This window comes from Aeromonas sp. FDAARGOS 1411 (assembly GCF_019047125.1).
Classification (GTDB): Bacteria; Pseudomonadota; Gammaproteobacteria; order Enterobacterales; family Aeromonadaceae; genus Aeromonas; species Aeromonas veronii.
In genome coordinates, this window is the sequence record NZ_CP077214.1 from 1,696,439 (window position 1) to 1,723,368 (window position 26,930).

The following is a 26,930-nucleotide window of genomic DNA, read 5'->3' on the forward strand; positions in this document are numbered from 1 at the left end:
CACCAATAAACTGCCAGTCGAAGGCCAACAGGTGTTGGCCTTCGCTTTTTGGTTTTAACTTCCCGAGTTTGTATTGCCTTCAATTAGCGACGCCTCACCCATCCGCACGGTGCCAAGCCACTTGCTGGTGACCCGTCGTCATCTGACTGTCATCAAGCTGTCATCCCCCGATCACCTGATCGTCACACTTCACCCGCAAACTGGTATATACCAAATCAGTAGCGAGTCGAACCATGACCCAGCCCTATCTGGACATTCAACATCTCAACAAGCAGTTCGGTGCTTTTCAGGCCCTCAAGGGGATCTCTCTGACCATTGAGCCGGGGGAGTTTATCTGCTTTCTCGGCCCCTCCGGCTGCGGCAAGACCACCTTGCTCAGAGCCATCGCCGGGCTGGATCTGCCGGACAGCGGCGAGATCTGGCAAGGAGGGCGCAATATCTCCCGCCTGCCGCCCCAGGAGCGCGATTTTGGCATCGTGTTTCAGTCCTATGCTCTCTTCCCCAACCTGACGGTGGCCCAGAACATCGCCTTCGGCCTTGAGAATCAGGGGCTGGCACGGGATCTCATCAAGGAGCGGGTGGACCACTGGCTGGGGCTGGTGGATCTCACTGCCCAGTCCCACAAATACCCGAGCCAGATCTCCGGCGGCCAGCAGCAGCGGGTGGCGCTGGCCCGGGCGCTCGCCCTCTCCCCCGGTCTGTTGTTGCTGGACGAACCGCTCAGCGCGCTGGATGCGCTGGTGCGCACCCACCTTCGCAGCGAGATCCGCGCCCTGCAGCAGCGCCTTGGCATCACCACCATCATGGTGACCCACGATCAGGAAGAGGCGCTGACCATGGCCGATCGCATCGTGGTGATGGAGGGTGGCCGTATCGTGCAGGTGGGCACCCCGCAGGAGATCTACCACCAGCCTGCCAGCCGTTTCGTGGCAAGCTTTGTCGGCATCATGAACTTCCTCGACACCCTGGTGCTGAGCCCCACTCAGGTGCGCCTTAACGAGCAGCCGCTGCAACTTGCCAACCGGGCCGCCGCCGGCAGCAAATTGCAGGTGGCGATCCGCCCCGAGGCGATCACCCTGAGTGCGCCGAGCGAGCCGTATCTTGGGCAGCACGGCATCGAAGCACAGATCGATCAGGTGGAGTTTCTCGGCGCCGCCCAGCGCCTAATCTGCACCGCCGACACCTACCTGGGCCCGCAGCAAATTTTGGTGGAGCGCCCGACCCACGAGCTACCCCGCCACGAACAGGGTGGCTGGCGCAGCGGCATGCGCTGCTCGCTGCACTGGCCTGCCGGGGCGATGCAGCTGTTTGAAGGAGAACGCCCATGACTGCCCCCTTTGCGACCTCCTCTCTGCTGCCGCCAGCGACAGCCCGCCAAGACGCCCGCTGGCAGCGGCTTTGTCGCGGCTGGAGCCGGGATCAGCTGCTGCAACTGATCCTGCTGGTGCTCGGCATTGCCCTGCTCACCGGCGGTCTGCTGCTGCCGCTGCTCACCATGCTGCAAAAGAGCCTGCAGGTTGAGAACGGCCTCTGGGTGGGCCTTGCCAACTTCAGCGCCTACTTCGACTCCCCTCATCTGGGGCGCACCATAGGCAACACCCTCTGGCTCGGGGGGCTGATCACCGCGCTGGTGGTGACCATCGCCTTTGGCTACGCCTACGCCCTCACCCGCACCTGTATGCCGGGCAAGAGCCTGTTTCGCCTCATCGGTTTGATCCCGCTGTTGATGCCTTCCCTGTTGCCCGCCATCAGTCTGGTCTACTGGTTTGGCAATCAGGGGATCGCCAAGGGGCTGCTCGGCGGCGAGAGCATCTACGGCCCCATCGGCATTGTCATTGGTCTGGGCTTCTGGTGCTTTCCCCACGCCCTGATGATCCTTATCACGGCGCTAGGGCAGAGCGACGCCCGCCTCTATGAAGCCTCCCGGGTGCTGGGCAGCAGCGGCTGGCGTACCTTTGTCACCGTCACCCTGCCCACCGCCCGTTATGGCCTGCTCAGCGCCGCCATCGCGGTCTTCACCCTCACCATCTGCGACTTCGGGGTTGCCAAGGTGATTGGCGGCCAGTACAGCGTGCTGGCTACCGATATCTACCGGCAGGTGATCGGGATGCAGAACTTCTCGCTGGGCGCAGTGGCCAGCGTCACCCTGCTGCTGCCGGCGCTCTTGAGCTTTGCCCTGGAACACAGGGTACGCAGCAAGATGCAGGAGCAGAGCAGCACCAAGGCGGTGCCCTATCAGCCCAAACCCCATCGGCTGCGTGATCTGCTGGCGCTCGGCTGGTGCACGCTCTGGGCCCTGCTGTTTCTGGCGCTGGTGGGGATGGCCGTTTACGGCTCCCTGGTACAGTTCTGGCCCTACAATCTCGGGCTGACGCTGGATCACTACGCCTTTGACAGCAACAGTGTCTACGGCTGGCAGCCCTTTACCAACACCTTGCAGCTGGGCCTCTATACCGCGCTGATCGGCACAGTGCTGGTGATGGTGCTGGCCTGGGCACAGGAGAAGGGGCGCCACTTCGCGCCGCTGCGCCAGCTGCTGCATCTGCTCGCCATGCTGTCGCTGGCGGTACCCGGCATGGTGCTGGGGCTGGGTTACATCTTCTTTTTCAACGGCAATCCGCTCTTTGGCAGCCTCTATGGCACTCTGCCGCTGATGGTGCTCTCCTGCGTCATCCACTACTACACGGTGGGCCATATGACGGCGCTGACCAGCCTCAAGCAGCTGCCCAAGGAGCTGGAGCTGGTGGCCATCTCATTGCGCATTCCGCTCTGGAAGGCGTTCTGGCGGGTCACCCTGCCCGCCTCCCTGCCCGCGCTGCTGGAGATCTTCATCTATCTGTTCGTCAACGCCATGACCACCACCTCGGCGGTGATCTTCCTCTACTCGAGCGACAGCGTGCTCGCCTCCATCGCCGTGCTGAACATGGAGGATTCCGGCGATACCGCCGCGGCCGCCGCCATGGCCACCCTGATCCTGCTGGCCGCCGCCACCGTCAAGCTGCTCCAGCTCTTTTTGAGCCGCGCCCTACTGGATCGCACCCAGCGCTGGCGCCACCAATAACCTTATCGAGGAGTCATCATGTCCACTCTCCCCTTCTGGCTGGCCGAAGCGCTCGCCGCCGAACAGCCCGCGCCGCCCACGCCCCTAGTCGGCAACCACGAGGCCGATGTCTGTATCGTCGGCGGCGGCTTTACCGGGCTGTGGAGCGCCATCGCCCTTAAACAGGCCGAGCCCCACCTGCACGTCATAGTGCTGGAAAAAGATCGCTGCGGCAGCGGCGCCTCCGGGCGCAACGGCGGCTGTTTGCTCACCTGGTCGGCCAAGTATTTGACGTTAAGGCGCCTCTTTGGCGAGCAGCAGGCAGCCTGGCTGGTACAAAGATCCGAGCAGGCGGTGCACGAGATCGCCCACTTCTGCGAAACGCACAACATAGAGGCAGAGCTGAGGGTCGAGGGCACCTGCTACACCGCCACCAGCGAGGCGCAGCGTGGCCTGATGGAGCCGGTATTGCAGGAACTCAAGCGCGCAGACCTTAACCAGTGGCAGGCGATTGGGCAGGCGATTGAAGAGGGTGAACTGGCGAGCCAGTGCGGTTCCCACGTTCATCTGGAGGGGCTCTACAGCCCCCACGCGGGCTCGGTGCAACCGGCGCTCTTGGTGCGCGGCCTGCTGCGGGTAGCGCGGGAACTGGGGATCGAGGTCTATGAGCACTCCCCCATGCAGCGCCTTGAGGCGGGCCAGCCAGCGCGGGTGCAAACGCCGCAGGGTGAGGTGCGTGCCAGCAAGGTGGTGCTGGCCCTCAACAGCGCCATGGTGCAGCACTTTCGCGAGTTTCGCCGCAGTATCGTGCTGGTCTCCTCCGATATGGTGATAACCGATCCCGCGCCGGATGCACTGGCTGCCCAGCAGCTTGAGCACGGCCGCTCCGTGGTGGATGGCCGCACCTTTGTCCACTACTACCGCTCCACCCCGCAAGGGCGGCTGATGCTGGGCAAGGGGGGCAACACCTTCGCCTTTGCCAACCGCCATCTGGCCGAGTTTGATGCCCCCAGCCGTTATCTTGCTCCCCTCACCCGCACCCTGCGCCGCTTCTTTCCGGCGCTCAAAGAGGTGCCCATCGCCGCCAGCTGGTGCGGCGCCTCCGACCGCTCGGTGGATGGCCTCCCCTTCTTCGGCCACTGGCGAGGGCAGCCCAATATCGTCTATGGTCTCGGCTACTCCGGCAACGGAGTGGCGCAAAGCTGGATCGGCGGCCAGATCCTGGCGGCTTTGGTGCGCGATGAAGCTCGGGGATCAGATAAGCCGTGGCGCGAATGCGCGCTGGTAAGCGGCCCGCGCGGCTACTTCCCGCCCGAGCCCTTTCGCTGGCTGGGCGCCATGGCGGTGCGCAATGCCATCCGGCGCAAGGAGCGGGCGGAAGATGAGAACCGCCCGGTGGCCTGGTATGACAAACAGCTGGCCAAACTTGCCGATGCGGCGGGCAAGTCGGATAAATAGCCCGGTGATAACGGACAAACATTACCCATACTGTTCGCCCCACACCCTATTTCTTGAAACTGCCGACCCGAGGGTCGGCATTTTTACAGGTGAAATCTGAGGGGGCATTATCGCCAAGCGTGATCAGCTGATTGGCCCCTGCGGCGGCAGGATTGAGATAGCGTGATTTGTAGGTTGGCACAGAGCGTAGCGAAGCCCAACAGGCGAGCATGATTACGCCAACCAGAGTGGAATAAACAAGGATGTGGCTAAACCATAAAACTGATTGACAGGCATATTCCACGGTAAACGTTGGGCTTCACTTCGTTCAGCACCAACCTACCTTTTTAGCCCAACATACGAGATGACTTTTATCAAGTTTAAAAGATTGATCTGCCACAATGAGATTCATGTAGGTCCTGTGGCATACTATCTTCTTTGAGTGTAACGATTAGCATCTATTTTGACACTTATCAACCGCCTATTAAAATGATTCGTAAAACACCAACCAATATATAGCAGGCATCTTACTTCACTCGTTAGGAAAATAAAATGAAAGCTTTTCTAAAGAAAATAAATGAAGCCGCATTGGATAGCGCTTGGGTGTTTGACTTGGCAAGATCAGCAGAGAAAATGTTAGATCCAAATTGCTGTGGAGACGATAATTTGGCGTGGAAAGATGGGCCATATCTATCTGCCCCTGCAAATGAAAAAGAAATCATAAGAACTCACCCCTACTGTTTTAAAACAAGTAATGAAATGTCTATTCTATCTGCCATGATTCTTGGTGATAATCCAACTAGAAATAAAAACGGTGGCATTAAAGCACCATTCAAAAGTATTCCTAACGGCGTATCTAGGGCTGAACCTGTAATTGCAAAACTTGCTATCATTGAACTTTTTGAGATATTTAAAGATTTCCTTGTATCTTTCAATGGCCCATACAACAAGAAAAAACTAACTGAATGGAACAACAAGATCGATGATGATGACATAGATAAAATAACCAAATTGGTTGATAGACGAAATGAATTAACTCATGATGATGCAGGTACTGCTCTACCAACAATGAAGGAAGCTGTCGATTACTATCGGATGATAAGAGCCTATGGTATTTATCTTTGGATGGTAGCAACCGACTGTGAAAGTGAAGAGGTTGATAGAATAATGGCCGATGTTGCTGAGCAAAGATTTTAATACTCAGATGAGCTAAAATTTTTGAGACAATTAGACTGTACAGATCTAGTTATCACCTGACACCGGCCTCAAACCGGTGTCTTGTTTACGCTACTTTAGTGCGCACTTCCTTCGGTATCAATTTCAGACCCTTCTTGAACATGTTGTAGGGGGTTTGACCCTCCATCATCCTGCCCTGATGTGGCCGTTGGGTGTTGTAGTGCTCCAGATAGCTATCCAGGTCTGTCTGCATCTGCTCTACCGACTCATACCAGGTCGTCCTTCCCTTGATACGGAAGTGTTCATCCAGCAAGGTTCGATGCAGTCGCTCGATAAAGCCGTTGCTCTGCGGCCTGCGCACCTTGGTGGTTCGGTGCTCAATCCCCTCCAGTTGCAGGAACAGCTCGTAGGGATGGTGATCAGGTCGTCCACAGAACTCGCGCCCGTTGTCCGACAGGATGGTATAGACCCGTGCCTCGTGGGCCTCGAAAAACGGCAGCACCGTTTCATTGAGTACATGAACCGAGGTCACCGGCAGCTTGCTGGTGTAGAGCCTTCCCCAGGCGTGGTGACTGTAGCAGTCCAGCGCGGTTTGTAGATACACCTTGCCAACCCCCTTGAGCGCGCCGACGAAGAAGGTGTCGATCGCCACCAGTTCCCGGTGTAGTGAACCTCTATCTGGCGTTCGCGGAACTCGGGGCTAAAGCGTTCTAACAGCCGAATTTGCTCGTCATTGAGCTCAATAGTCTGCTCGCGGTGGGTTTTCTCGAGGCGCAACAAGCGGTCGTGTTTGGAGAGCAGGTCATGACGTTGCCACACGCCACGCACCCCACCGGCACTGACGTTGATGCCTTGCAGAGCCAGTTCTTGTGCGACCCGCAGCTGGCCATGGGTTGGTCTGGTGAGGGAGTAATCGAGGATGGCCTGTTCAATCTCGGGCGCAACCCGGTTGGGATGAGCCCCTTTACAGCCGGGTAATTTATCGAGCAATCCCTCGGCGCCATAGGTCTGGTAATTACGGCGAATTTCGTAGAACTGCTGACGGCTGTAGCCGATGAGCTTGCAGGCTTTGCTGACGTTATTGAGCTCTTTGGCGAGCGCTAGCAGGCTGAGTTTGCGACGTGCTACTTTCTCGTTGGTGGTCATACGGTGACTCCAGATAACACGGTAGGGGTACCGTTTTGTTATCCGGTTTGAAGCCGTATGACCACTCCCTACCATCTCCATACAGACCACAATTAAGCATTTCCACTGTTTTACCATTTTTGTTGTGCATTGATGTCACAGAATTCCGTAACCTCCCTCCCCCGCCAGCAAGCGGGTCGCAGGAAAACGCTGCGCGGGATCCTGGCTAAAGAACTGGCTCAGTTGCCGGTATACCGCAGGATAAACCTGCTGCAGCCGAAGCGGATCGGTAAAGAAACACTCGCAGCTGACGGCAAAAAACTCGGCGGGATGTTCAGCAGCATAGGGATCGATGGCGGTTACCTCATCCCGATCTAGCTGCTGGCACAGCGCATCGAAGGCAGTCTGAAATGCCTGTTGCCACAGCTGGCTGCTCATCTGCCCCGGCAACGGCGGCGCACCGTCCGCCTCCCCCCCCAGCATGTCGAGCTTGTGGGCCAGCTCGTGGATCATCAGATTAAAACCGTCCCAGTCGCCATCCTGCTGCAGTTCGCTCCAGGCCAGCACCAGCGGCCCTTGCGGCCAGGATTCGCCTGCGTTCTCCTCTTCAAACTCGCTCACCAGCCCGAACTCATCCTGCACCTCCTGGCGCCGGGTGACGGGCTCGGGAATAATGATGATTTCGTGAAAGCCGCGATACCAGTCAAGGCCAAGGTGCAAGATGGGCAACGCCGCCTGCAGCGCCAGCACCGCCTGTTGGCGTGGGCTGAGCTCTACCCCGATCAGGGTCAGGGTCTTGCGCTTGAGCAGCTGTTGCCCCAAGCCGATAAGCATTGTCTGCTCGGCGTCGCTGAGCCCTTGCAAGATGGGCACAGCCGCCAGCGCCTGACGCCACAGCGCCAACTCATCCTCACTCATGGGCGTTTGCGGGCGACCACCCAGCCATTTGAACCATCCCAGCACGCCTACTCCTTCTTTTGATGCAAAAAACAGGTCACAGCAGTTTGACGAACCGTTTCGGCCGCTCCTGATAATCCTGCGCCAGATAGAAACGGTGGGCCGCCTCGCGCTTGAGACTGCTGGAGAGTTCCAGCTGGGCGCAACCTGCGGCCCGCGCCATCGCTTCGGCTCCCTTGAGCAAGGCAGCGCCCACTCCCGCCCCTCTTGCCCCTTGATCGACAACCAGCGCCGAGATCAGGCCCCAAGCTGGTGCAACATGCAGCGGTGCCAGCTTGTGCCACACCAGCACGCCGACCACCTTGTCGCCTTGGGATGCGAGCAGCACAACGCTCGCGGGATCCGGCGCCAACAGGCGCGCCGTCACGTCAGCGCCTTCGGCAGGATACCCCAATTGGGTGAACAGGTGGGCGATGGCGCTCCCGTCGTCGGCCTCAGGGGGACGGATCGTCAAGGTCTCAGGGTCATTTTTCATTGTTGGCCTCATGTTTGCTTTCCATTGTGTTACCCCCGTCACATTGTCTGGCGCAGATCAACAAGGAGGATCTCATCTTTACTCATAGAAAACGCTGCCTGCCATTATCCCCCCACCCTTGTCAATTCACAAATTTGCAACAAGACAACATTTTTCGCTGGGAAGCACCGATACAACTCGATATGTTACAAGCCATGCATGGCGCGTGTTTGCGCTCTGCTTAACCCCTCAACCTAGCGCTCATTTGTTAACTGGATTGTTAACAAACAGGGCCGAAAACAGTGACAGAGAGCGAGGCCAAGATCTCGCCAAGACAGCGCCACAAACACAACAAAGGAGTTGTTGTACATGAATGAAATCGTCAATGCCATCAATGGTGTAATCTGGAGCCCTGCGCTCATCTACCTGTGTCTGGGGGTCGGTCTCTACTTCTCCCTGCGCACCCGTTTCTTGCAGTTGCGTCACATGGCCGAAATGGTACGGCTGATGTTTGATGGCAAGAGCACCGATGCCGGTGTCTCCTCCTTCCAGGCGCTGGCCATGACCCTGGCCGGTCGCGTCGGCACCGGCAACATTGCCGGCGTCGCCACCGCCATCACCTTCGGTGGCCCGGGCGCCATGTTCTGGATGTGGATGGTCGCCTTCCTCGGCGCCAGCTCTGCTTTCGTGGAGTCCACCCTGGGTCAGGTTTACAAAGAGAAGATCAACGGCGAATACCGCGGCGGCCCGGCCTTCTACATCGAGAAAGGGCTCGGCATGAAGTGGTACGCCTGGACCTTCGCCATCGCCACCATCTTCGCCTGCGGCGTGCTGCTGCCGGGGGTGCAGGCCAACTCCATCGGCGCCAGCCTGCAGACCGCCTTTGATATCGATCCGAACGTCACCGCCGCCGGTCTGGCGCTGCTGCTCGGCTTTATCATCTTTGGTGGCGTCAAGCGTATCGCCAACTTCGCCAGTACCGTGGTGCCCTTTATGGCGCTCGGCTACATCATCGTGGCCTGCGTCATCATCGCCCTCAACATCTCTGCCCTGCCGGGCGTGATCCTGCTGATCTGGAAGAGCGCCTTCGGTCTGGATGCCGGTTTCGGTGCCATTCTGGGTCTGGCCATCATGTGGGGGGTTAAACGCGGGGTCTACTCCAACGAAGCGGGTCAGGGTACCGGGCCGCACGCCTCCTCTGCTGCGGCAGTGAGTCACCCGGCCAAGCAGGGTCTGGTACAGGCGTTCTCCGTCTATATCGACACCCTGTTCGTCTGCTCCGCCACCGGCTTTATGCTGCTGATCACCGGCCTCTATAACGTACAAGGGCCGGACGGCGCCGCCCTCTACACGGGTATCGCCGGTGTGGCTGCGGGCCCGGGCTATGTGCAGACCGCCATGGAGAGCATGATGCCGGGCTTTGGCAGCATGTTCGTGGCCATCGCGCTGTTCTTCTTCGCGTTCACCACCATCGTTGCCTACTACTACATCGCAGAGACCAACATCGCCTACATCAACCGCAAGGTGAATCGCCCCTGGCTGACCTTCGTGCTGAAATTGACCCTGATGGCCTCCACCGTCTATGGCACCGTCAAGACCGCCGAGCTGGCATGGGGCATGGGTGATATCGGAGTCGGTCTGATGGCCTGGCTCAACATCGTCGCCATCCTGCTGCTGCAAAAGACCGCCTTCACCTGTCTGAAGGATTATGAAGCGCAGCAGGCCAAGGGACTGGATCCGGTGTTCCACCCGGAGAAGCTCGGTATCAAGAACGCCGATTACTGGGTGGGCAAGCGCTCCGAAGAGAACCTGGCGCTGGAGAAATCGGGCCATCAGTTCGAGCCGGATCAGGATCGCAAGACCTCCTGAACCAGAACGACATAAGACATCAATAAAAATGGCAGCCTCGGCTGCCATTTCTTTTTCCTGTCACCTCATCTCAGAGCGGATTGCGGCGCGGCCCGAAGGGCAGACGCCAACGAAACAGGCTGTTAAGGGTGGCCCGCCACTGGTTGGGTCGCCCCAGGATCTGCTTTTGCAGCCGGGTTTCCTCTTTGAGCATCGCCTCGTCACTGCGGGCCCAGGCCTGGCTGTAGAGCTGCTTGATCCCCGCCAGTGCATCCGGCGACTTGGTGATAAGGGTGCGGGCAAACTCCCGCGCCTCCACCAGCGGATCGGCGCAGACCCGGCTCACCATCCCGATAGCTTTGGCCTCGACGGCATCCAGCTCGCGCCCGCTCATGGCCAGCTCCATGGCGGTATCCAGCCCCATCAGGTTGCGCATGGTGACGCTGCCGCTCATGTCGGGAATGATGCCCCACTTGATCTCCATCACCGAGAAGCGGCAATCGGGGGTGCTGAAGCGAAAATCGGCGCCGAGCGCAATCTGCAAGCCACCACCAAAACAGACTCCCTGGGTCACCGCAATCACCGGCACCGGCAGCTGGTGCCAACCATAGGCAACCCGCTGGGCCAGATTGGTCGCCTCGTCCGCTTCACGCTTGAGAATATCGAGCGCCGCCACCGGCTGTCTCAGCATGGACTTCACATCCAGCCCAGCGCAGAAGGCCCGCCCCTCGCCGTGCAGGATCACCGCCCGCAGCCCCTTGTGCCGGGCGAGTTGCGTCAGCGTCTCATCGATGGCGCTGAACATGGCGCGGTCAAGCGCATTGAGTTTGTCCCCCCGCGTCAACATCACTTCGGCAATCCCGTCGTGGATCTCGCACTTGATCCTTGGTTTTTCCATCTCCCTTATCCTCTCCTTGATCCCTGAAACTGACTCACTGGTCATACCACTACGTTATCAGAGTGTGAACAGGTGGTACAGCTGAGACTAAAGTCGGCTGGTCGCCTCCCCCTCCCTTTGTCACACTGGGAGCTGCATGAGTGCCGCAAGCCAGCAGAGGACGCTGTCATGTCAACCCTGTTCAATTTTGCCAGACCACCGTTCGACCGACTGGATGAGGAGGCGCGCGAGCGGCTCTCCCGCCACCTCTCGCTCTGCTATTTTCGGGCCGGGGATCTGCTGCTCCAGGAGGGGGACGAGCCTCCCGGCCTCTATCTCATCATCAAGGGGGCGGTGGAAGAGTCTGCTCCCCACCACCAGTTTGGTGATTACGGGGTTGATGACCTGTTCGATGTGCGCGCCCAGTTTGATGGTCGCTGCCGCCACCGCTTCACCGCGCTGGAAGATAGCCTCTGCCAACTCATTCCTCGCCACACCTTTCTGGCGCTCTGTGAGCAGGATCCGCAGTTTGCCAGCTACTTCACCGCCAATCTGGCCGAGCGTCAGCGCCAGCAGGAGCAGCGCGAACAACTGGGTCAGAAGAATCTGGCGGAATTTATCCTGACCCGCATCGAACCGGGCCACCTGCAGGCACCGCTTATCGTCGATAGCAAGCTGTCACTGCTCGCGGCGACCGAAGCCATGGTGAGCAAGGGAACCGATTGCCTGCTCTACCCGGCCCACGACGGCTCCCTCACGCTGGCAACCCGCAAGACCCTGCTCCACGCCCTGACCCTCAAGGGATTGCCGCTGACGACCCCCCTTTCGGTGCTGACCCCCACGCCCCTGATTGGTCTGCCGCTGGAGAGCTATCTGTTTGATGCCCTGCTGCTGATGACCCGCCATCGTATCAAGCGACTGGTGGTGTGGCGCGGCAATGAGGTGGCGGGGATCCTGCAACTGACTCAGGTGCTGGGGCTCTTCTCTACCCACTCCCACGTGCTGACCCTGCGCATTGCCCGAGCCGACAGCCTGCCCGCGCTGGAGGCGGTGGCCCGTGAACAGCAGCAATTGACCCGCTCGCTGTTTGCCCAAGGGATCCACACCGCCTTTTTGATGAAACTCATCGCCACCATCAACGAACAGCTGATCGCCAAAGCCTTTGCGCTGGTGATCACCCCCGAGGTGCAGGATAAGGTCTGCCTGCTGATGCTGGGCTCGGAGGGGCGCGGCGAGCAGATCCTCAAAACCGATCAGGACAACGCCCTGATCCTGCCAGAGGGGCTAGCATGGCCCATGCAGGCAGCCGATCTCGCCGAATTCAGCGCCCTGCTGGAACGCCTCGGCTACCCGCTGTGCCCCGGGCAGGTGATGGTGAACAATCCGGCCTGGGTAAAAACAGGCAGCGAGTGGCAAAGCGCCATTGCCAGCGCCTGCACCACGGCAAAAGAGGATGAGCTGCTATGGCTCGCCACCCTGGCCGATGCTCACCCCATCGCGGGAGATCGCCAACTCCATCTGCCGGTTGCCAGAGCGCTGCGCGAGCAGTTGGCGGACAGGCGGGATCTGCTGGCGGAGATGGTGCGACCGGCGGTGGCCTTCCATGCCCCCCTCACCCTGTTTGGCCGACTGGAGCAGCCACCGGAAGGGCTGGATCTGAAGCGGGGCGGCCTGTTCCCGCTGGTACACGGTATCCGCATGTTGGCCCTTGAGGCAGGCATTCTGGAGACCTCGACCCTGGGGCGTATCGATGCGCTGGTGGCTGCCGATCGGCTCAGTGCCGACTATGGCAGCAATCTCGCAGAGGCGTTCCGGCTCTTTATCCGGCTGAGGCTGCGCAGCCAGCTCAAGGGAGGCAATAGTCGGGTGCAGACAAGCGAGCTTAGCCACAGCGAGCGGGATCTGTTGCGTCAGGCGCTGCATCAGGTGAAGAAGTTCCAGCAGTGGCTCACCTTGCACTTTCGTCTGAGACAATAGCCATGTTGAGCCGCGCTCGACGCTACTGGTATGGCCGCGCGTTCCGAACGGGCGAGTTCGCGCCACTCTTTGCCACCCCACCGAAAGATGAACGGATCGCCCTCGATTTCGAGACCACCAGTCTCGATCCCGAGCAGGCCGAGATCGTCTCCATCGGGGCAGTGCGCATTCAGGGCAACCGGCTGCTGACCGGTGAGGCCCTCGCCATCAAAGTACAGCCACCGGCCAGCCTGACCAGCCAATCTGTGGTGATCCATGGTCTGCGCCATCAGGATCTGCAACAGGGGATGGAGCTGGAAGCCGCGCTGCGCCTGCTACTCGACTATATCGGCCCACGCGAACTGGTGGGCTATCACATCGCCTACGATCTGCGTATTCTCAATCTCGCCTGCCAGAAATTGTGGGGATTGACCCTGCCCCAGCGAGGGATCGAGGTAAGCCAGCTCTATCACGACCACCTCTATCGCCGCTACCCCGATGCTGCGATTGACCTCCACTTGAGTGCCATCTGCCGTCACTTGGCGCTGCCCGCCCTGCCCGCCCACGATGCCCTTGCCGATGCCACCACGGCCGCGCTCATCTACCTGCGCCTGACCTGCGGCTCGCCGCTCACTTATCCCAAAGTCTAATTGTCGAGAAATAACATTTGATTCACATTTTGCTTACATGAGCAGATTGCCTGCTCGTCGGGGTTACCCCATCCACCGCTGACACTCATGTCATGGAGAACTGCAATGGAACAGCAAAGCTATCTGAGGATCCAGCAAGATCCCAACTTCCAGGAGCTGGTCGCCAAGCGCCAGCGTTTTGCCTGGGCCCTCTCGGCTCTGATGCTGGGACTCTACCTGGCGTTTATTCTGCTCATCGCCTTTGCCCCCGGTTGGCTCGGCACCCCCTTGAGCGAAGGGTCGACCATTACTCGCGGCATTCCTGTCGGGGTAGGATTGATCCTCTCCTCCTTCGTGTTGACCGGCGTCTATGTCTTTCGCGCCAACGGCGAGTTTGATGAACTGAACCAGAAGATCCTCAAAGGGGTGCAATCATGAAAGGCAAGTTGCTGCTGTTGACCTCACTGGCCTCCTCTCCCCTGCTGGCAGCGGATGCGCTGACCGGCGAAGTACAACGCCAACCCCTCAATGTATCGGCCATCGTGATGTTCGTGGTCTTTGTAGCCGCCACCCTGTTCATCACCTACTGGGCCTCCAAGCGCAACCGCTCGGCTTCCGACTACTATGCTGCCGGTGGCCGTATCACCGGCTTCCAGAACGGTCTAGCCATCGCCGGTGACTATATGTCCGCCGCCTCCTTCCTCGGGATCTCCGCGCTGGTCTACACCTCCGGCTATGACGGCCTCATCTACTCCATCGGCTTTCTGGTGGGCTGGCCCATCATTCTGTTCCTGATCGCCGAACGGCTGCGCAATCTCGGCAAATACACCTTCGCCGATGTTGCCTCCTATCGTCTGAAGCAGACTGAAGTGCGTACCCTCTCCGCCTGCGGCTCGCTGGTGGTGGTCGCCCTCTACCTGATCGCCCAAATGGTCGGTGCCGGCAAACTGATCGAGCTGCTGTTTGGCCTGCAATACCATGTGGCCGTGGTGCTGGTCGGTATCCTGATGGTGCTCTACGTGCTGTTTGGCGGCATGCTGGCCACCACCTGGGTGCAGATCATCAAGGCAGTGATGCTGCTCTCCGGTGCTAGCTTTATGGCCATCATGGTGATGAAGTCAGTCAACTTCGACATCGGCGCCCTGTTTAGCGAAGCGGTCAAAGTGCACGAGAAAGGCTCCGCCATCATGAGCCCGGGCGGGCTGGTCTCCGACCCCATCTCCGCCATCTCGCTCGGTCTGGCATTGATGTTCGGTACCGCCGGCCTGCCCCACATCCTGATGCGCTTCTTCACCGTAAGTGACGCCAAAGAGGCGCGTAAATCGGTGTTCTACGCCACAGGCTTTATCGGTTACTTCTACATTCTCACCTTCATCATCGGTTTTGGCGCCATCTTGCTGGTGAGCACCAACCCGGCCTTCAAGGATGCCACCGGCGCCCTGCTGGGCGGCACAAACATGGCAGCCGTCCACCTGGCTGATGCAGTGGGTGGAAGTCTGTTCCTCGGCTTCATCTCTGCCGTGGCATTTGCCACCATTCTGGCGGTAGTCGCCGGATTGACCCTGGCCGGTGCCTCTGCGGTCTCCCATGACCTCTATGCCAGCGTGTTGAAGAAGGGCAAGGCCAACGAGACCGATGAACTGCGCGTCTCCAAGATGACGACTCTGGTGCTGGGTGTGGTTGCCATTGGTCTGGGGATCCTGTTCGAGAAGCAGAACATCGCCTTCATGGTCGGTCTGGCCTTCTCCATCGCCGCCAGCTGCAACTTCCCGGTGCTGTTCCTCTCCATGTTCTGGTCACGCCTGACCACCCGTGGCGCCGTCTACGGTGGCTGGCTGGGACTGGCGAGCGCAGTGACCCTGATGATCCTGGGTCCGACCGTGTGGGTGAAAGTGCTGGGCCATGCCCAGGCCATCTTCCCCTACGAATACCCTGCCCTCTTCTCCATGGGGTTGGCCTTCGTCGGGATCTGGTTCTTCTCCATCACTGACAGCTCCCAGAACGCCGCCGACGAGCATGCCAAGTTCCTGCCGCAGTTCGTTCGCTCCCAAACCGGGCTGGGGGCCTCTGGCGCAACTTCCCACTAACAGATCAAGTTCATCCTTCCAAGCCGGCTTCAAGCCGGCTTTTTTTATTGCCCATCAATCGGCTGCACGCCCCGCTTGCCCCGATCAAGATCACACTTCTCGCTAAAACTTTCGGGGGATCTGTGCCATAATGCGCGCCATTTGACAGACCAATCGGGACACATACCTTGTTAAGTAGCAACAACATCACCATGCAGTTCGGCGCCAAGCCGCTGTTTGAGAACATCAACGTCAAGTTTGGCGGCGGCAACCGCTATGGCCTTATCGGCGCCAACGGCTGTGGCAAGTCCACCTTTATGAAGATCCTCGGTGGTGATCTGGAGCCCACTGGCGGTAATGTGAGCCTGGACGTCAACGAGCGCATCGGTAAGCTGCGTCAGGATCAGTTCGCCTACGAAGATATGCGCGTACTGGACGTGGTCATGATGGGCCACACCGAGCTGTGGGCAGCCATCGCCGAGCGCGATGCCATCTACGCCAACCTCGAAGCCACCGACGAAGACTATATGAAGGCCGCCGAGCTGGAAGGTCTGGTCGCCGAATATGACGGCTACACCGCTGAAGCGCGTGCAGGCGAGCTGCTGCTGGGTGTCGGCATTCCCCTTGAGCAGCACAACGGCCCGATGAGCGAAGTGGCCCCGGGCTGGAAACTGCGTGTACTGCTGGCACAGGCGCTGTTCTCCAACCCCGACATCCTGCTGCTGGACGAACCGACCAACAACCTGGATATCAACACCATTCGCTGGCTGGAGCAGGTGCTCAACGAACGTGAAAGCACCATGATCATCATCTCTCACGACCGTCACTTCCTGAACTCCGTCTGTACCCACATGGCGGATCTGGACTACGGCGAGCTGCGCGTTTACCCGGGCAACTACGACGACTACATGCTGGCCGCCACCCAGGCGCGCGAGCGCCTGCTGGCTGACAACGCCAAGAAGAAGGCCCAGATCGCCGATCTGCAATCCTTCGTCTCCCGTTTCAGCGCCAACGCCTCCAAGTCCCGTCAGGCGACCTCCCGTCTCAAGCAGATCGACAAGATCAAGATTGAGGACGTCAAGGTCTCCAGCCGCCAGAACCCCTTCATCCGCTTCGAGCAGGACAAAAAGCTCTATCGCAACATCCTGGAAGTGGAAGGTGTATCCAAGGGTTATGGCGATGGTCCCCTGTTCAAGGGCCTCAACATGATGATGGAAGTGGGCGAGAAGGTCGCCATTCTGGGTACCAACGGTATCGGTAAATCGACTCTGATCAAGACCTTGGTGGGCGCACTGGCTCCGGATACCGGCACCATCAAGTGGTCCGAGAACGCCCAGATCGGTTACTACGCTCAGGATCACGCCGAAGACTTCGACACTGATCTCAACGTGTTCGACTGGATGGCCCAGTGGAAACAGGAGAACGAAGACGAGCAGGCTGTACGCTCCATACTGGGCCGTCTGCTCTTCTCTCAGGACGACATCAAGAAGCCGGTCAAGGTGCTCTCCGGTGGTGAACAGGGTCGCATGCTGTTCGGCAAGCTGATGATGCAGCGCCCCAACATCCTGATCATGGATGAGCCGACCAACCACCTGGACATGGAATCCATCGAATCCTTGAACATGGCACTGGAGCTCTACCAGGGGACCCTGATCTTCGTCTCCCACGACCGCGAATTCGTCTCCTCCCTGGCGACCCGCATCCTGGAGCTGACCGAAGATGGCATCCGCGACTTCGGCGGCACCTACGAGGATTACCTGCGCACCCAGGGCGTGGTATAACCCCGCACCTGCGCAAGTTCGCAATGAAAAACCGGCACACACGTGCCGGTTTTTTTATATTCCGTATTTAGACGATTGAGATGGCGTATAGCAGTGATGTGACTACACACCACAGAGCAAAGAGCAAAGCTTGAGTCTCCCCCCTCTTTTGCCCACAGATAAAAAAACGGCTCCATCAAGGAGCCGTTTTCAATGGGTTGCGCAGTGCCGATTACTCGACGGTCGCTTCCACACTGGTGAAGTACTCGATCTTGGCCGCTTTGCGCAGCTCGTCGATCAGAGACTTGTAATCCACCTGGGCTTTGCCCTGACCCAGCTGAGCTTGCAGCATGGCAGCCATACCGGATGCGGCGGCAGGGACGTTAACCTTGTCCAGCGCAACCACAACGCGGTCACCATTGGTCTCGGCAACCAAAGCCACGCTCGGCTTGCCGTCGATCGGATGGGGCAGCGTGAACGCCTGGGCAATCAGGTTCTGATCCAGCTCGCGATCGAAGCGGGCAACCCCTTTGTGGGTCTCCACTTTCAGACCGAGTGCAGTCAGATCGGCGGTGATGCTCTCACCGACTTTCAGCTTGTCCAGCAGGCCCTGGGCCTTGCCACGGGCCACTTCACTGGCCTTGTCATGCTTGATGGCGGCAATCACCTGCTCTTTCACCTCGGCCAGCGGCTTGACCGCTTTGGGCTTGTGACCCGTGATGTGCAGCACCAGCGCCTTGCCGTCAGCCAGCTCGATCACGTCGGAGTTGGTGTTGTCATCGCGCAGCTGTTCGGAGAACGCCACGGAGAGCACCTTGGGATCGTTCAGCGGAGCCGGAGCAGTGGCCTGGGTGAAGAAATCGGAAGATTGAACCTTCATCCCCATGGCATCAGCGGTCAGATCCAGCGAGTCCGGGTTTTCGAAGCTGTTGTCAGCCATCTTCTGCTGCTCGGCGAAGAACTTCTCCTTGGCCTTGTCAGCTTGCAGACGAGTGATGGTCTCTTCTTTCACATCGGCAAACGGCTTGGTCTGGGCTGCTTCAACCCCCAGCAGCTTGATGATGTGGAAACCGAACGGGCTCTTCACCACGCCGGAGAGATCGCCAGCCTTGTTCAGGGCGAACGCGGCTTTCTCGAAGGCCGGATCCATCACCCCTTTCTCGAACCAGTCCAGCTCGCCGCCTTTTTTGGCAGAGAAGGTATCGGAAGAGTCAGCCTTGGCCAGCGCAGCGAAATCATCGCCCGCCTTGGCTTTGGCCAGCACGGCTTCTGCTTTCTGCTCGGCCGCTTTCTCGTCCTTGCCAAACGGGATCAGGATGTGAGCCACGTGGCGACGCTCGGCACGCTGGAACAGATCCTGGTGCTGATCGTAGTAATCCTGGGCATCCTGCTCGGTGACCTTGATATCCTTGGCGAGGTTGGCAGCGTCCAGCAGCAGATAGTCGACCTTGACCTGCTCATCGTTCATAAAACGGGCACCATTGGTCTTGTAGTACTGCTCCAGCTCGTTGTCGGATACCTGAACGTCAGCCATGTAGTTGGCAGCAGCCAGACGCACCAGCCGCAGATCGCGAGTCTGGTTGTAGAGCTTGTCGAGCTGCTCCGCTTCGCCCTTGAGGGAGAATTCGGTGCCCAGCAGGGCGCTCATCAACTGTTGACGCACCATGTCCTGACGCAGGGAATCACGGAACATTTCAGGAGTCATGCCGGCACGACGGATCAACTGCAGATAGCGGTCATTGTTGAACTTGCCATTCTCGGCAAACTCCGGCATGGCCACGATGGCTTGCTTGATCTGTTCATCGCTGATGCGCAGACCCAGTTCACGGGCCTTGCTGTCCAGCAGAGCCTGATCGATCAGGCGATCCAGCACACCGCGACGGAACTGTTTCATGTAATCGGGGTTCGCGGCCAGCTGGCTGAATGCCTCTCCCATCTGGGATTCCATGCGGGCGCGCTCGTTGCGGTAGGCATTTTCCAGTGCGGTTGCACTGATTTCTGTGCCATTGACGGTGGCGGGGGCGGTACGGGCCGGGCCGTTCAGGTAACTACCTACACCAGCCAAGGCAAAGGAGAGGATGATCAGGCCCAAGATAACCTTGGCTACCTTGCCCTGCGCCCCTTCGCGTAGTTTATCCAACATCATGTTTGTACTTATGCTCCCGAACTCGATGGGCGTAAACAATAAAAAGGCGCACCGATTGCGATGCGCCTTGGTCAATCAGTATGAGAGAAGACTCTCTAACTTGTCTGGTCTGCGACCAAGGACGGTAGCCGACGGATATCAGCGACCGACTTAGTTAACAGCGTCTTTCAGGGCCTTACCGGCTTTGAAGGCAGGAACTTTACCAGCAGCGATTTCGATGGTCGCGCCAGTCTGCGGGTTACGGCCTGAACGGGCAGCACGCTCGCGTACAGCGAAAGTACCAAAACCAACCAGAGCAACCTGGTCACCCTCTTTCAGCGCTTCACCAACAGCATCAATGAAGGCATCCAACGCACGGCCAGCGGCAGCTTTGGAGATATCGGCACCGTCTGCAATCTTGTCAATCAGTTGAGATTTATTCACTCTTATATTCCCCTTTTATCAAACACCGCTGCGGCGCTGATTTCCCTGGCCACAACAAGTGGAGGTTTTATAGCAAGCCTCCTGATCAGTTGCAAGTGACAATCTGGCGCAAACCCGCGCCACACAACGCATTGCGACTCATCACGAGTACCCGATCGGTGGTCAAGGCTACTTCCGTTATCGGGCGCATGCAAGCCTTAACCACCCGCCGAATGCGCCAAATTTGCGGCGCATCAACATTTACACGACAGAAACGCGCTCAAACCCCTGTGGATTGTCCTGCAACGCCAGTTCCAGCACCTCGTCAATCCAGCGAACCGGATAAATTTCAAGGTCTTGTTTGACGTTTGCCGGGATCTCCTCAAGGTCACGCTCGTTCTCTTTCGGAATAAGCACTCGCTTGATGCCGCCACGATGGGCTGCCAGCAACTTCTCCTTGAGACCACCGATGGGCAGCACTTCGCCGCGCAAGGTGATCTCCCCTGTCATCGCCACATCAGCACGAACCGGATTACCGGTCAAGCTGGAGACCAGGGCGGTACACATGGCGATACCGGCGCTCGGACCATCTTTCGGGGTGGCCCCTTCCGGTACGTGCACGTGGATATCGCGCTTCTCGTAGAAGTCGGCGTTGATGCGCAGCTTCTCGGCACGAGCCCGTACGACCGTCATGGCCGCCTGGATGGACTCCTGCATCACGTCACCGAGGGAACCGGTATAAGTGAGCTTGCCCTTGCCAGGCATGTTGGTGGTCTCGATGGTGAGCAGATCGCCTCCCACTTCGGTCCACGCCAGACCACACACCTGACCCACCTGGTTCTGGTCGGTGGCCTTGCCGTAATCGAAACGCTGCACCCCGAGGAACTCCTTGAGGTTCTCCTGATTGACCTGAACATGCTTGATGCTCTTGTCCAGCAGGATGCGCTTGACCGCCTTGCGACAAATCTTGGAGATCTCGCGCTCCAGACTCCGCACCCCCGCCTCGCGGGTGTAGTAGCGGATCACTCCGACCAGGGCAGAATCTTCGATGGTGATCTCGGACTCTTTCAGGCCGTTGCGCTGGATCTGCTTGGCAACCAGATGCTGCTTGGCAATGTTGAGCTTCTCATCTTCGGTGTAACCGGAGAGACGGATCACTTCCATCCGGTCCAGCAAGGGGCCCGGGATGTTCATGGAGTTGGAGGTGGCCACGAACATGACGTCCGACAGGTCATAATCCACTTCCAGATAGTGATCGTTGAAGCTGTTGTTCTGTTCCGGATCCAGCACTTCCAGCAAGGCGGATGCAGGATCGCCACGCATGTCCGAGCTCATCTTGTCGATCTCGTCGAGCAGGAACAGCGGGTTCTTCACGCCGACTTTCGCCATCTTCTGGATGAGTTTGCCGGGCATGGAACCGATATAGGTACGGCGGTGACCGCGGATCTCCGCTTCGTCACGCACCCCACCCAAGGCCATCCGCACATATTTGCGGCCTGTCGCCTTGGCGATGGATTGGCCCAGCGAGGTCTTGCCCACACCGGGAGGCCCAACCAGACAGAGGATGGGGCCCTTGAGCTTGTTCACCCGTGCCTGTACCGCCAGATATTCGAGGATGCGATCCTTGACCTTCTCGAGGCCATAGTGATCGGCATCCAGCACCTCTTGCGCCTTGCCAAGGTCTTTTTTGACCTTGGAGCGCGCCTTCCAGGGCACCTGTACCATCCAGTCCACATAGCTGCGAACCACGGTAGCCTCGGCGGACATGGGAGACATCATCTTCAGCTTGGCAAGCTCGGCCTGGGCCTTTTCACGGGCATCTTCCGGCATGCCAACCTCTTCAATCTTGCGATTGAGGGCTTCAAACTCATCCGGGCTATCTTCCAGCTCACCCAGCTCTTTCTGGATGGCCTTCATCTGCTCGTTGAGGTAATACTCGCGCTGACTCTTTTCCATCTGCTTCTTGACGCGAGTACGGATGCGCTTCTCGACCTGCAGCAGGTCAATTTCCGACTCCATCATCGCCATCAGGAATTCGATGCGCTCGGAGACAGAGACGATCTCCAGCACCTTCTGCTTGTCTTCCAGCTTGAGCGGCATGTGGGCCGCCATGGTGTCAGCCAGACGCGCAGCATCGTCGATCGCCGATATCGAGGTCAGTACCTCGGGCGGGATCTTCTTGTTGAGCTTGATATAGCCTTCAAACTGGCCGATGGCGGAGCGAACCAGTACTTCCTGATCCTTCTCCTCAATAGCTTGGGAGGGGATGTACTGAGCCTCGCAGACAAAGAAATCCTTGTCGTCGATCATCCGCTCCAGGCGGGCACGCTGCCCACCCTCTACCAGCACCTTGACGGTGCCGTCCGGCAGCTTGAGCATCTGCAGAATATTGGCCACTGTCCCGACGGTGAAGATCTCCTCCACAGTCGGCTCATCGGTTGACGCATCCTTCTGGGCCACCAGCAGAACTTTCTTGTCCTGCTCCATGGCCGCTTCCAGACAGCGAATGGATTTTTCCCGCCCCACAAAGAGTGGAATGACCATGTGGGGATAAACCACCACGTCACGAAGAGGCAGGACGGGAATCTCGATGCGTTCTGAACGCTCTAGGTTCATATATGTCCTCTCGGCTTGTTATACCGTTGGCAAAGCGCTTGGCTGAGTATATGGGGGCGCTGAGATGAGATTCAATCGCCGAAACCGTAAAAAGCATGAAAGGGGCAAAAAGCCCCTTCCATTCGATTAAAAATCAGACATTTACTCTGATGCAGCAGCCTGAGTTTCGGGATTTTCGTAAATCATCAAGGGCGCGGAGTCCCCTTTGATCACGGTCTCGTCGATCACCACCTTGCTGACCCCTTCCAGAGAAGGCAGGTCATACATGGTATCCAGCAGCACGGCTTCCACGATGGAACGCAGACCACGAGCACCGGTTTTACGCTCCATCGCCTTGCGGGCAATGGCGTTGAGTGCGTCGTCACGGAACTCCAGCTCAACACCTTCCAGATCGAACAACGCCGCGTACTGTTTGGTCAACGCGTTTTTCGGCTCTTTCAGGATCTGGATAAGGGCAGACTCGTCCAGCTCGGTCAGGGTCGCGACCACCGGCAGACGGCCGATGAACTCGGGGATCAGACCATACTTGATCAGATCTTCCGGCTCTACCTTGGCGAAGGTCTCGCTCAGGGTGGCCTTGGCATCCTTGGATTTCACCTCGGCGCCAAAACCGATACCGGTTCCCTTCACGGAACGCTGCTCGATCACCTTGTCCAGACCGGCAAAGGCACCGCCGCAGATGAAGAGTATCTTGGAGGTATCAACCTGCAAGAACTCCTGCTGCGGATGCTTGCGACCACCTTGCGGCGGCACGGAAGCGATGGTCCCTTCGATCAGCTTGAGCAGTGCCTGCTGTACCCCTTCCCCGGAGACATCGCGGGTGATGGAGGGGTTGTCCGACTTGCGGGAGATCTTGTCGATCTCGTCGATGTAGACGATGCCACGCTGGGCTTTCTCTACGTCGTAGTCGCACTTTTGTAGCAGCTTCTGGATGATGTTCTCCACGTCCTCGCCCACATAACCGGCTTCGGTCAGGGTGGTCGCATCGGCCATGGTGAACGGCACATCCAGCAGACGAGCCAGAGTCTCGGCCAGCAGGGTCTTGCCGCTACCGGTCGGGCCAATCAGCAGGATGTTGGATTTGCCGAGCTCCACACCACTGTTTTCGCCGCTGTTGCGCAGACGCTTGTAGTGGTTGTAGACGGCAACGGCCAACACCTTCTTGGCGTACTCCTGCCCGATCACATAGTCATCGAGATGAGCGCGGATCTGATGAGGGGTCGGCAGCTCGTTACCATCGCGCTTGGGCGAGATCTCGCGGATCTCTTCGCGGATGATGTCGTTGCACAGCTCGACGCACTCATCACATATGTAGACGGAAGGGCCAGCGATCAGCTTGCGCACTTCATGCTGGCTTTTGCCGCAAAAAGAGCAGTAGAGCAGCTTATCACCCTCACCCTTGCGTTTCTCTGTCATTCAGCAACCTCGTTTTATCAATAGAGGATGGATCGGCCTGTTGAGTTTACAACAGACCGGGACACCCTGCTCAGCTACGCTGGCTCAGAACACCGTCAACCAGACCATAGGCCACGGCCTGCTCGGCGGACATGAAGTTGTCACGATCGGTGTCACGCTCGATGGTAGCCATGTCCTGACCGGTGTGGAACGCCAGGCGCTCGTTCAGGGTATTTTTGATCTTCAGGATCTCCTGGGCGTGGATCTGGATATCAGATGCCTGACCCTGGAAGCCACCTAGCGGCTGGTGGATCATCACGCGGGCGTTAGGCAGGCAGAAACGCTTGCCCTTGGCACCGCCAGCCAGCAGGAAGGCACCCATGGAGCAGGCCTGCCCCATGCAGACGGTGCTGACATCCGGCTTGATGAACTGCATGGTGTCATAGATGGACATGCCCGCAGTCACCGAACCACCCGGCGAGTTGATGTAGATATAGATGTCCTTGTCCGGATTCTCGGACTCGAGGAACAGCAACTGGGCAACCACCAGATTGGCCATGTGATCTTCAACCTGACCAGTCAGGAAGATCACCCGCTCTTTCAGCAGACGGGAGTAAATATCGTAGGAACGTTCACCCTTGGCAGTCTGTTCGACCACGATGGGGACCAGCGCATTGCTGGGAGAATCGGTCATATCGTTATAGTTCTTGTACATAAGGCATTGTCCCTAAAATAAAATGGCCCGAGTGGAGATCACACGAGCCATTATACTTAACAGTCTTGACCTTAAGTCAAATGTTCTTAGGCAGCGGCGCCAGACTTGTTGATCACTTCGTCAAAGGCAACTTCTTTTTCGGTCACTTGCGCTTTGGACAGGATCAGGTCGATGGCTTGATCTTCTACTGCCAGGTTACGAACGCCGTTCAGCATCTGTTCGTTCTTCTGGTAGTACTCGATCACTTCCTTCGGATCTTCGTAGGCAGTCGCCATGGACTCGATGATGCTGTTTACACGGGCATCGTCAGCCTTGATCTCGTTGGTACGGATCACGTCACCCAGCAGCAGGCCTACGCGTACACGACGCTCGGCTTGAGCCTGGAACAGTTCAGCCGGCAGCTCGGGAGCGTTGCCGCCCTGGAAGCCACCGAAGCGCTGCAGAGCCTGCTGACGCAGTGCGTCGATCTCTTGCGCAACGGCAGCTTTCGGCAGGTCGATTTGGTTGGCTTCAACCAGACCGTTCAGAACCTGCTCTTTCACGCTGTTTTTCAGGGCTTGAGCCAGTTCGCGCTCCATGTTCTTGCGCACTTCGGCTTTCAGCTCTTCAACAGAACCGCTTTCGATACCGAAACGCTTCACGAACTCTTCGGTCAGCTCAGGCAGGATCTGCTCTTCAACCTTGATCAGCTTGGAAGCGAACTTGGCTTCTTTGCCTTTCAGGTTTTCAGCGTGGTAGTCAGCCGGGAAGGTCACTTCAATGGTGAACTCGTCGCCCGCTTTCTTGCCCAGGATGGCGTCTTCGAAGCCCGGGATCATACGGCCAGCGCCCAGCACCAGGTTGAAGCCTTCAGCTTTGCCGCCGTCGAACTCTTCACCGTCGATGGAACCGACGAAGTCCATGGTCACACGCATGCCATTGGCAGCGGCAACATCGGCATCAGCCCAGGTAGCATGCTGCTTGCGCAGGGTGTCGATCATGTTGGCCAGATCTTCATCCTTCACGGTCGCAACCGGCTTCTCGACCTTGATGGTCTCGAGACCTGCAACTTCAAACTCCGGATACACTTCGAAAGTGGCGGTGAATTCGAAATCCTGACCTTCTTTGATCTCTTTCGGATCCATGGTCGGGGCACCGGCCGGGCTCAGTTTGTTTTCGATGATGGCTTTGATGAAGTTGCTCTGCATCATTTCATCAGCAACGCGGGCGTGAGCCATGGCGCCGAACATCTTCTTGATGATGGCAACCGGAGCCTTGCCAGGACGGAAACCGTCGATGCGACGAGTTTTGGCCAGGCCATTCAATTCTTTACGCACAGCGGCGTCTACGGTAGCAGCCGGTACAGTGATGGTAAGACGGCGTTCCAGACCCTGGGTTGTCTCTACAGAAACTTGCATTCTTCTACCTCGTTCAACTCAGCACTGTGTGCTGACCCTTTATTGCCCCTGGGCAAAGCCCGGAGTCTTCCTGTTTATAAAGACAACGATATGTCTTTGTGATGAGAAAATATGACGCGGCATTATAGCGGCGCACTTTGGTCGAGTCGAGCCACACATCCCCCACATTGAGCGGCGTGCAAGCACAATTCGTGCAAAACTACCCTTTATATGGGGAGAGAGGTGCCCGACTTCAACTATCCGATGGCAATAATTTTGCGTTTGCTCACCTTTTTTCATCCGAACGCCGCTTTATTGCCCATCTTTCGCCGAAAAACAGCCCACCGTTGCGGGCGGCGACTCAATTTGTCCAGCCAAATGGCGATTGGGCCAATCAACCATTGCGTCCCTACCCCTCCCTCGTTATGGTGACAACCAAATTGATGATCTGGAGTCACTCACATGGCCTTTTTCCGCTTCTTGTTCAATCTGCTCTGGTTTGTACTGGGAGGTGTCTTTATGGGCCTGGCCTGGTGGCTGGCCGGTCTTGTCTGCTTTATCTCGCTGGTCGGTATCCCCTGGGGACGAGCCTGCTTCGTGATCGGCACCTTTACCTTCTTCCCGTTTGGCAAGCAGGCGGTCAATCGCAAAACCATGACTGGCCAGAGCGATATCGGCACCGGCACGCTGGGGCTGATTGGCAACATCCTCTGGTTCGTGCTGATCGGTGTCTGGCTGGCCATCGGCCACATCGCTTCCGCGCTGGCCTGCTTCGTGACCATTATCGGTATCCCGTTCGGTATCCAGCACCTCAAGCTGGCGCTGATCAGCCTGGCTCCTATCGGCCAGATGATTGTGACCAACCAGGAGGCGGAATCGGGCCGCTATATCCGCTAAACACGGGAAATGCGCGGGCAGACGCTGCCCTGCAACGAAAAAAAGGGCAGACTAGGGT

General features: G+C 58.2%; 20 protein-coding genes and 1 pseudogene. 11 read left to right on the forward strand and 10 right to left on the reverse strand.

The annotated features are described in order from the left end of the window. Positions 1–233 precede the first annotated feature (233 nt). The 4 genes from I6L41_RS07505 to I6L41_RS07520 all read left to right on the forward strand — a co-directional run bounded on the left by I6L41_RS07505 (position 234) and on the right by I6L41_RS07520 (position 5,674). Complete coding sequence (locus tag I6L41_RS07505; RefSeq protein WP_216963078.1) at positions 234–1,328, forward strand: putative 2-aminoethylphosphonate ABC transporter ATP-binding protein; 1,095 nt, start codon at positions 234–236, stop codon at positions 1,326–1,328. Beyond that, positions 1,325–3,061, forward strand: coding sequence for a putative 2-aminoethylphosphonate ABC transporter permease subunit (locus I6L41_RS07510; RefSeq protein ID WP_216963083.1), 1,737 nt, complete (start codon positions 1,325–1,327; stop codon positions 3,059–3,061). Before I6L41_RS07505 ends, I6L41_RS07510 begins: the two co-directional genes overlap by 4 nt. Positions 3,062–3,079: 18 nt before the next feature. Next, a complete protein-coding gene (locus tag I6L41_RS07515) occupies positions 3,080–4,498 on the forward strand; it encodes an FAD-dependent oxidoreductase (RefSeq protein ID WP_216963086.1) in 1,419 nt (472 codons plus the stop codon). 531 nt (positions 4,499–5,029) lie between these two features. Then, a complete protein-coding gene (locus I6L41_RS07520; protein ID WP_216963088.1) occupies positions 5,030–5,674 on the forward strand; it encodes a hypothetical protein in 645 nt (214 codons plus the stop codon). Positions 5,675–5,759: 85 nt separating this feature from the next. Here I6L41_RS07520 and I6L41_RS07525 read toward each other — a convergent pair. The 3 genes and pseudogenes from I6L41_RS07525 to I6L41_RS07535 form a co-directional block, all read right to left on the reverse strand. Next, positions 5,760–6,799, reverse strand: a pseudogene (locus I6L41_RS07525) (IS481 family transposase). Positions 6,800–6,934: 135 nt separating this feature from the next. After that, positions 6,935–7,696, reverse strand: a complete 762-nt coding sequence (locus I6L41_RS07530; protein ID WP_254203422.1) for a zinc-dependent peptidase — start codon at positions 7,694–7,696, stop codon at positions 6,935–6,937. A 76-nt stretch (positions 7,697–7,772) separates the two neighbouring features. Beyond that, a complete protein-coding gene (locus I6L41_RS07535; protein ID WP_216963094.1) occupies positions 7,773–8,210 on the reverse strand; it encodes a GNAT family N-acetyltransferase in 438 nt (145 codons plus the stop codon). A gap of 348 nt (positions 8,211–8,558) precedes the next feature. On the opposite strand from I6L41_RS07535, the gene I6L41_RS07540 reads away from it, so the two are divergent. Continuing rightward, on the forward strand, positions 8,559–10,058 hold the full coding sequence (locus I6L41_RS07540; RefSeq protein WP_216963098.1) for a sodium:alanine symporter family protein: 1,500 nt from the start codon (positions 8,559–8,561) through the stop codon (positions 10,056–10,058). A gap of 70 nt (positions 10,059–10,128) precedes the next feature. Here I6L41_RS07540 and I6L41_RS07545 read toward each other — a convergent pair whose 3' ends face one another. Then, positions 10,129–10,935 carry a crotonase/enoyl-CoA hydratase family protein gene (locus I6L41_RS07545; RefSeq protein WP_216963101.1) on the reverse strand — a complete coding sequence of 269 codons (807 nt, stop codon included), beginning with the start codon at positions 10,933–10,935 and terminating at the stop codon, positions 10,129–10,131. A 168-nt stretch (positions 10,936–11,103) separates the two neighbouring features. Between I6L41_RS07545 and I6L41_RS07550 the strand changes: the two genes are divergently transcribed. The 5 genes from I6L41_RS07550 to I6L41_RS07570 all read left to right on the forward strand — a co-directional run bounded on the left by I6L41_RS07550 (position 11,104) and on the right by I6L41_RS07570 (position 17,346). Continuing rightward, positions 11,104–12,891, forward strand: a complete 1,788-nt coding sequence (locus tag I6L41_RS07550; protein ID WP_216963104.1) for a putative nucleotidyltransferase substrate binding domain-containing protein — start codon at positions 11,104–11,106, stop codon at positions 12,889–12,891. A 2-nt stretch (positions 12,892–12,893) separates the two neighbouring features. After that, entirely contained in the window at positions 12,894–13,520 is a 627-nt protein-coding gene (locus I6L41_RS07555; protein ID WP_203118013.1) for a 3'-5' exonuclease, read from the forward strand. Between the two features lie 105 nt (positions 13,521–13,625). Continuing rightward, positions 13,626–13,937, forward strand: coding sequence for a DUF485 domain-containing protein (locus I6L41_RS07560; RefSeq protein ID WP_040068110.1), 312 nt, complete (start codon positions 13,626–13,628; stop codon positions 13,935–13,937). Beyond that, positions 13,934–15,586 carry a cation acetate symporter gene (locus tag I6L41_RS07565; RefSeq protein WP_216963106.1) on the forward strand — a complete coding sequence of 551 codons (1,653 nt, stop codon included), beginning with the start codon at positions 13,934–13,936 and terminating at the stop codon, positions 15,584–15,586. Before I6L41_RS07560 ends, I6L41_RS07565 begins: the two co-directional genes overlap by 4 nt. A 167-nt stretch (positions 15,587–15,753) precedes the next feature. After that, positions 15,754–17,346: an ABC-F family ATPase gene (locus tag I6L41_RS07570; protein ID WP_040068106.1), complete on the forward strand. Its 1,593-nt coding sequence runs from the start codon at positions 15,754–15,756 to the stop codon at positions 17,344–17,346. Positions 17,347–17,557: 211 nt separating this feature from the next. On the opposite strand, the gene ppiD is transcribed toward I6L41_RS07570, so the two are convergent. The 6 genes from ppiD to tig form a co-directional block, all read right to left on the reverse strand. Continuing rightward, positions 17,558–19,471: a peptidylprolyl isomerase gene (ppiD, locus tag I6L41_RS07575; protein ID WP_216963110.1), complete on the reverse strand. Its 1,914-nt coding sequence runs from the start codon at positions 19,469–19,471 to the stop codon at positions 17,558–17,560. 150 nt (positions 19,472–19,621) lie between these two features. Beyond that, positions 19,622–19,894: a nucleoid-associated protein HU-beta gene (gene hupB, locus I6L41_RS07580; protein WP_005315375.1), complete on the reverse strand. Its 273-nt coding sequence runs from the start codon at positions 19,892–19,894 to the stop codon at positions 19,622–19,624. A gap of 240 nt (positions 19,895–20,134) precedes the next feature. Beyond that, positions 20,135–22,489, reverse strand: coding sequence for an endopeptidase La (gene lon, locus I6L41_RS07585; protein ID WP_216963112.1), 2,355 nt, complete (start codon positions 22,487–22,489; stop codon positions 20,135–20,137). A gap of 141 nt (positions 22,490–22,630) precedes the next feature. Then, positions 22,631–23,905: an ATP-dependent protease ATP-binding subunit ClpX gene (gene clpX / locus I6L41_RS07590; protein WP_005336977.1), complete on the reverse strand. Its 1,275-nt coding sequence runs from the start codon at positions 23,903–23,905 to the stop codon at positions 22,631–22,633. A gap of 70 nt (positions 23,906–23,975) precedes the next feature. Next, positions 23,976–24,599 (reverse strand): ATP-dependent Clp endopeptidase proteolytic subunit ClpP, encoded by a 624-nt coding sequence (gene clpP, locus I6L41_RS07595; protein ID WP_005336979.1) that lies wholly within the window; start codon positions 24,597–24,599, stop codon positions 23,976–23,978. Between the two features lie 86 nt (positions 24,600–24,685). Further along, complete coding sequence (gene tig, locus I6L41_RS07600) at positions 24,686–25,996, reverse strand: trigger factor (protein ID WP_005345092.1); 1,311 nt, start codon at positions 25,994–25,996, stop codon at positions 24,686–24,688. A 441-nt stretch (positions 25,997–26,437) separates the two neighbouring features. On the opposite strand from tig, the gene I6L41_RS07605 reads away from it, so the two are divergent. Beyond that, positions 26,438–26,872, forward strand: a complete 435-nt coding sequence (locus I6L41_RS07605) for a YccF domain-containing protein (RefSeq protein ID WP_005336982.1) — start codon at positions 26,438–26,440, stop codon at positions 26,870–26,872. The last annotated feature ends 58 nt before the right edge of the window (positions 26,873–26,930 follow it).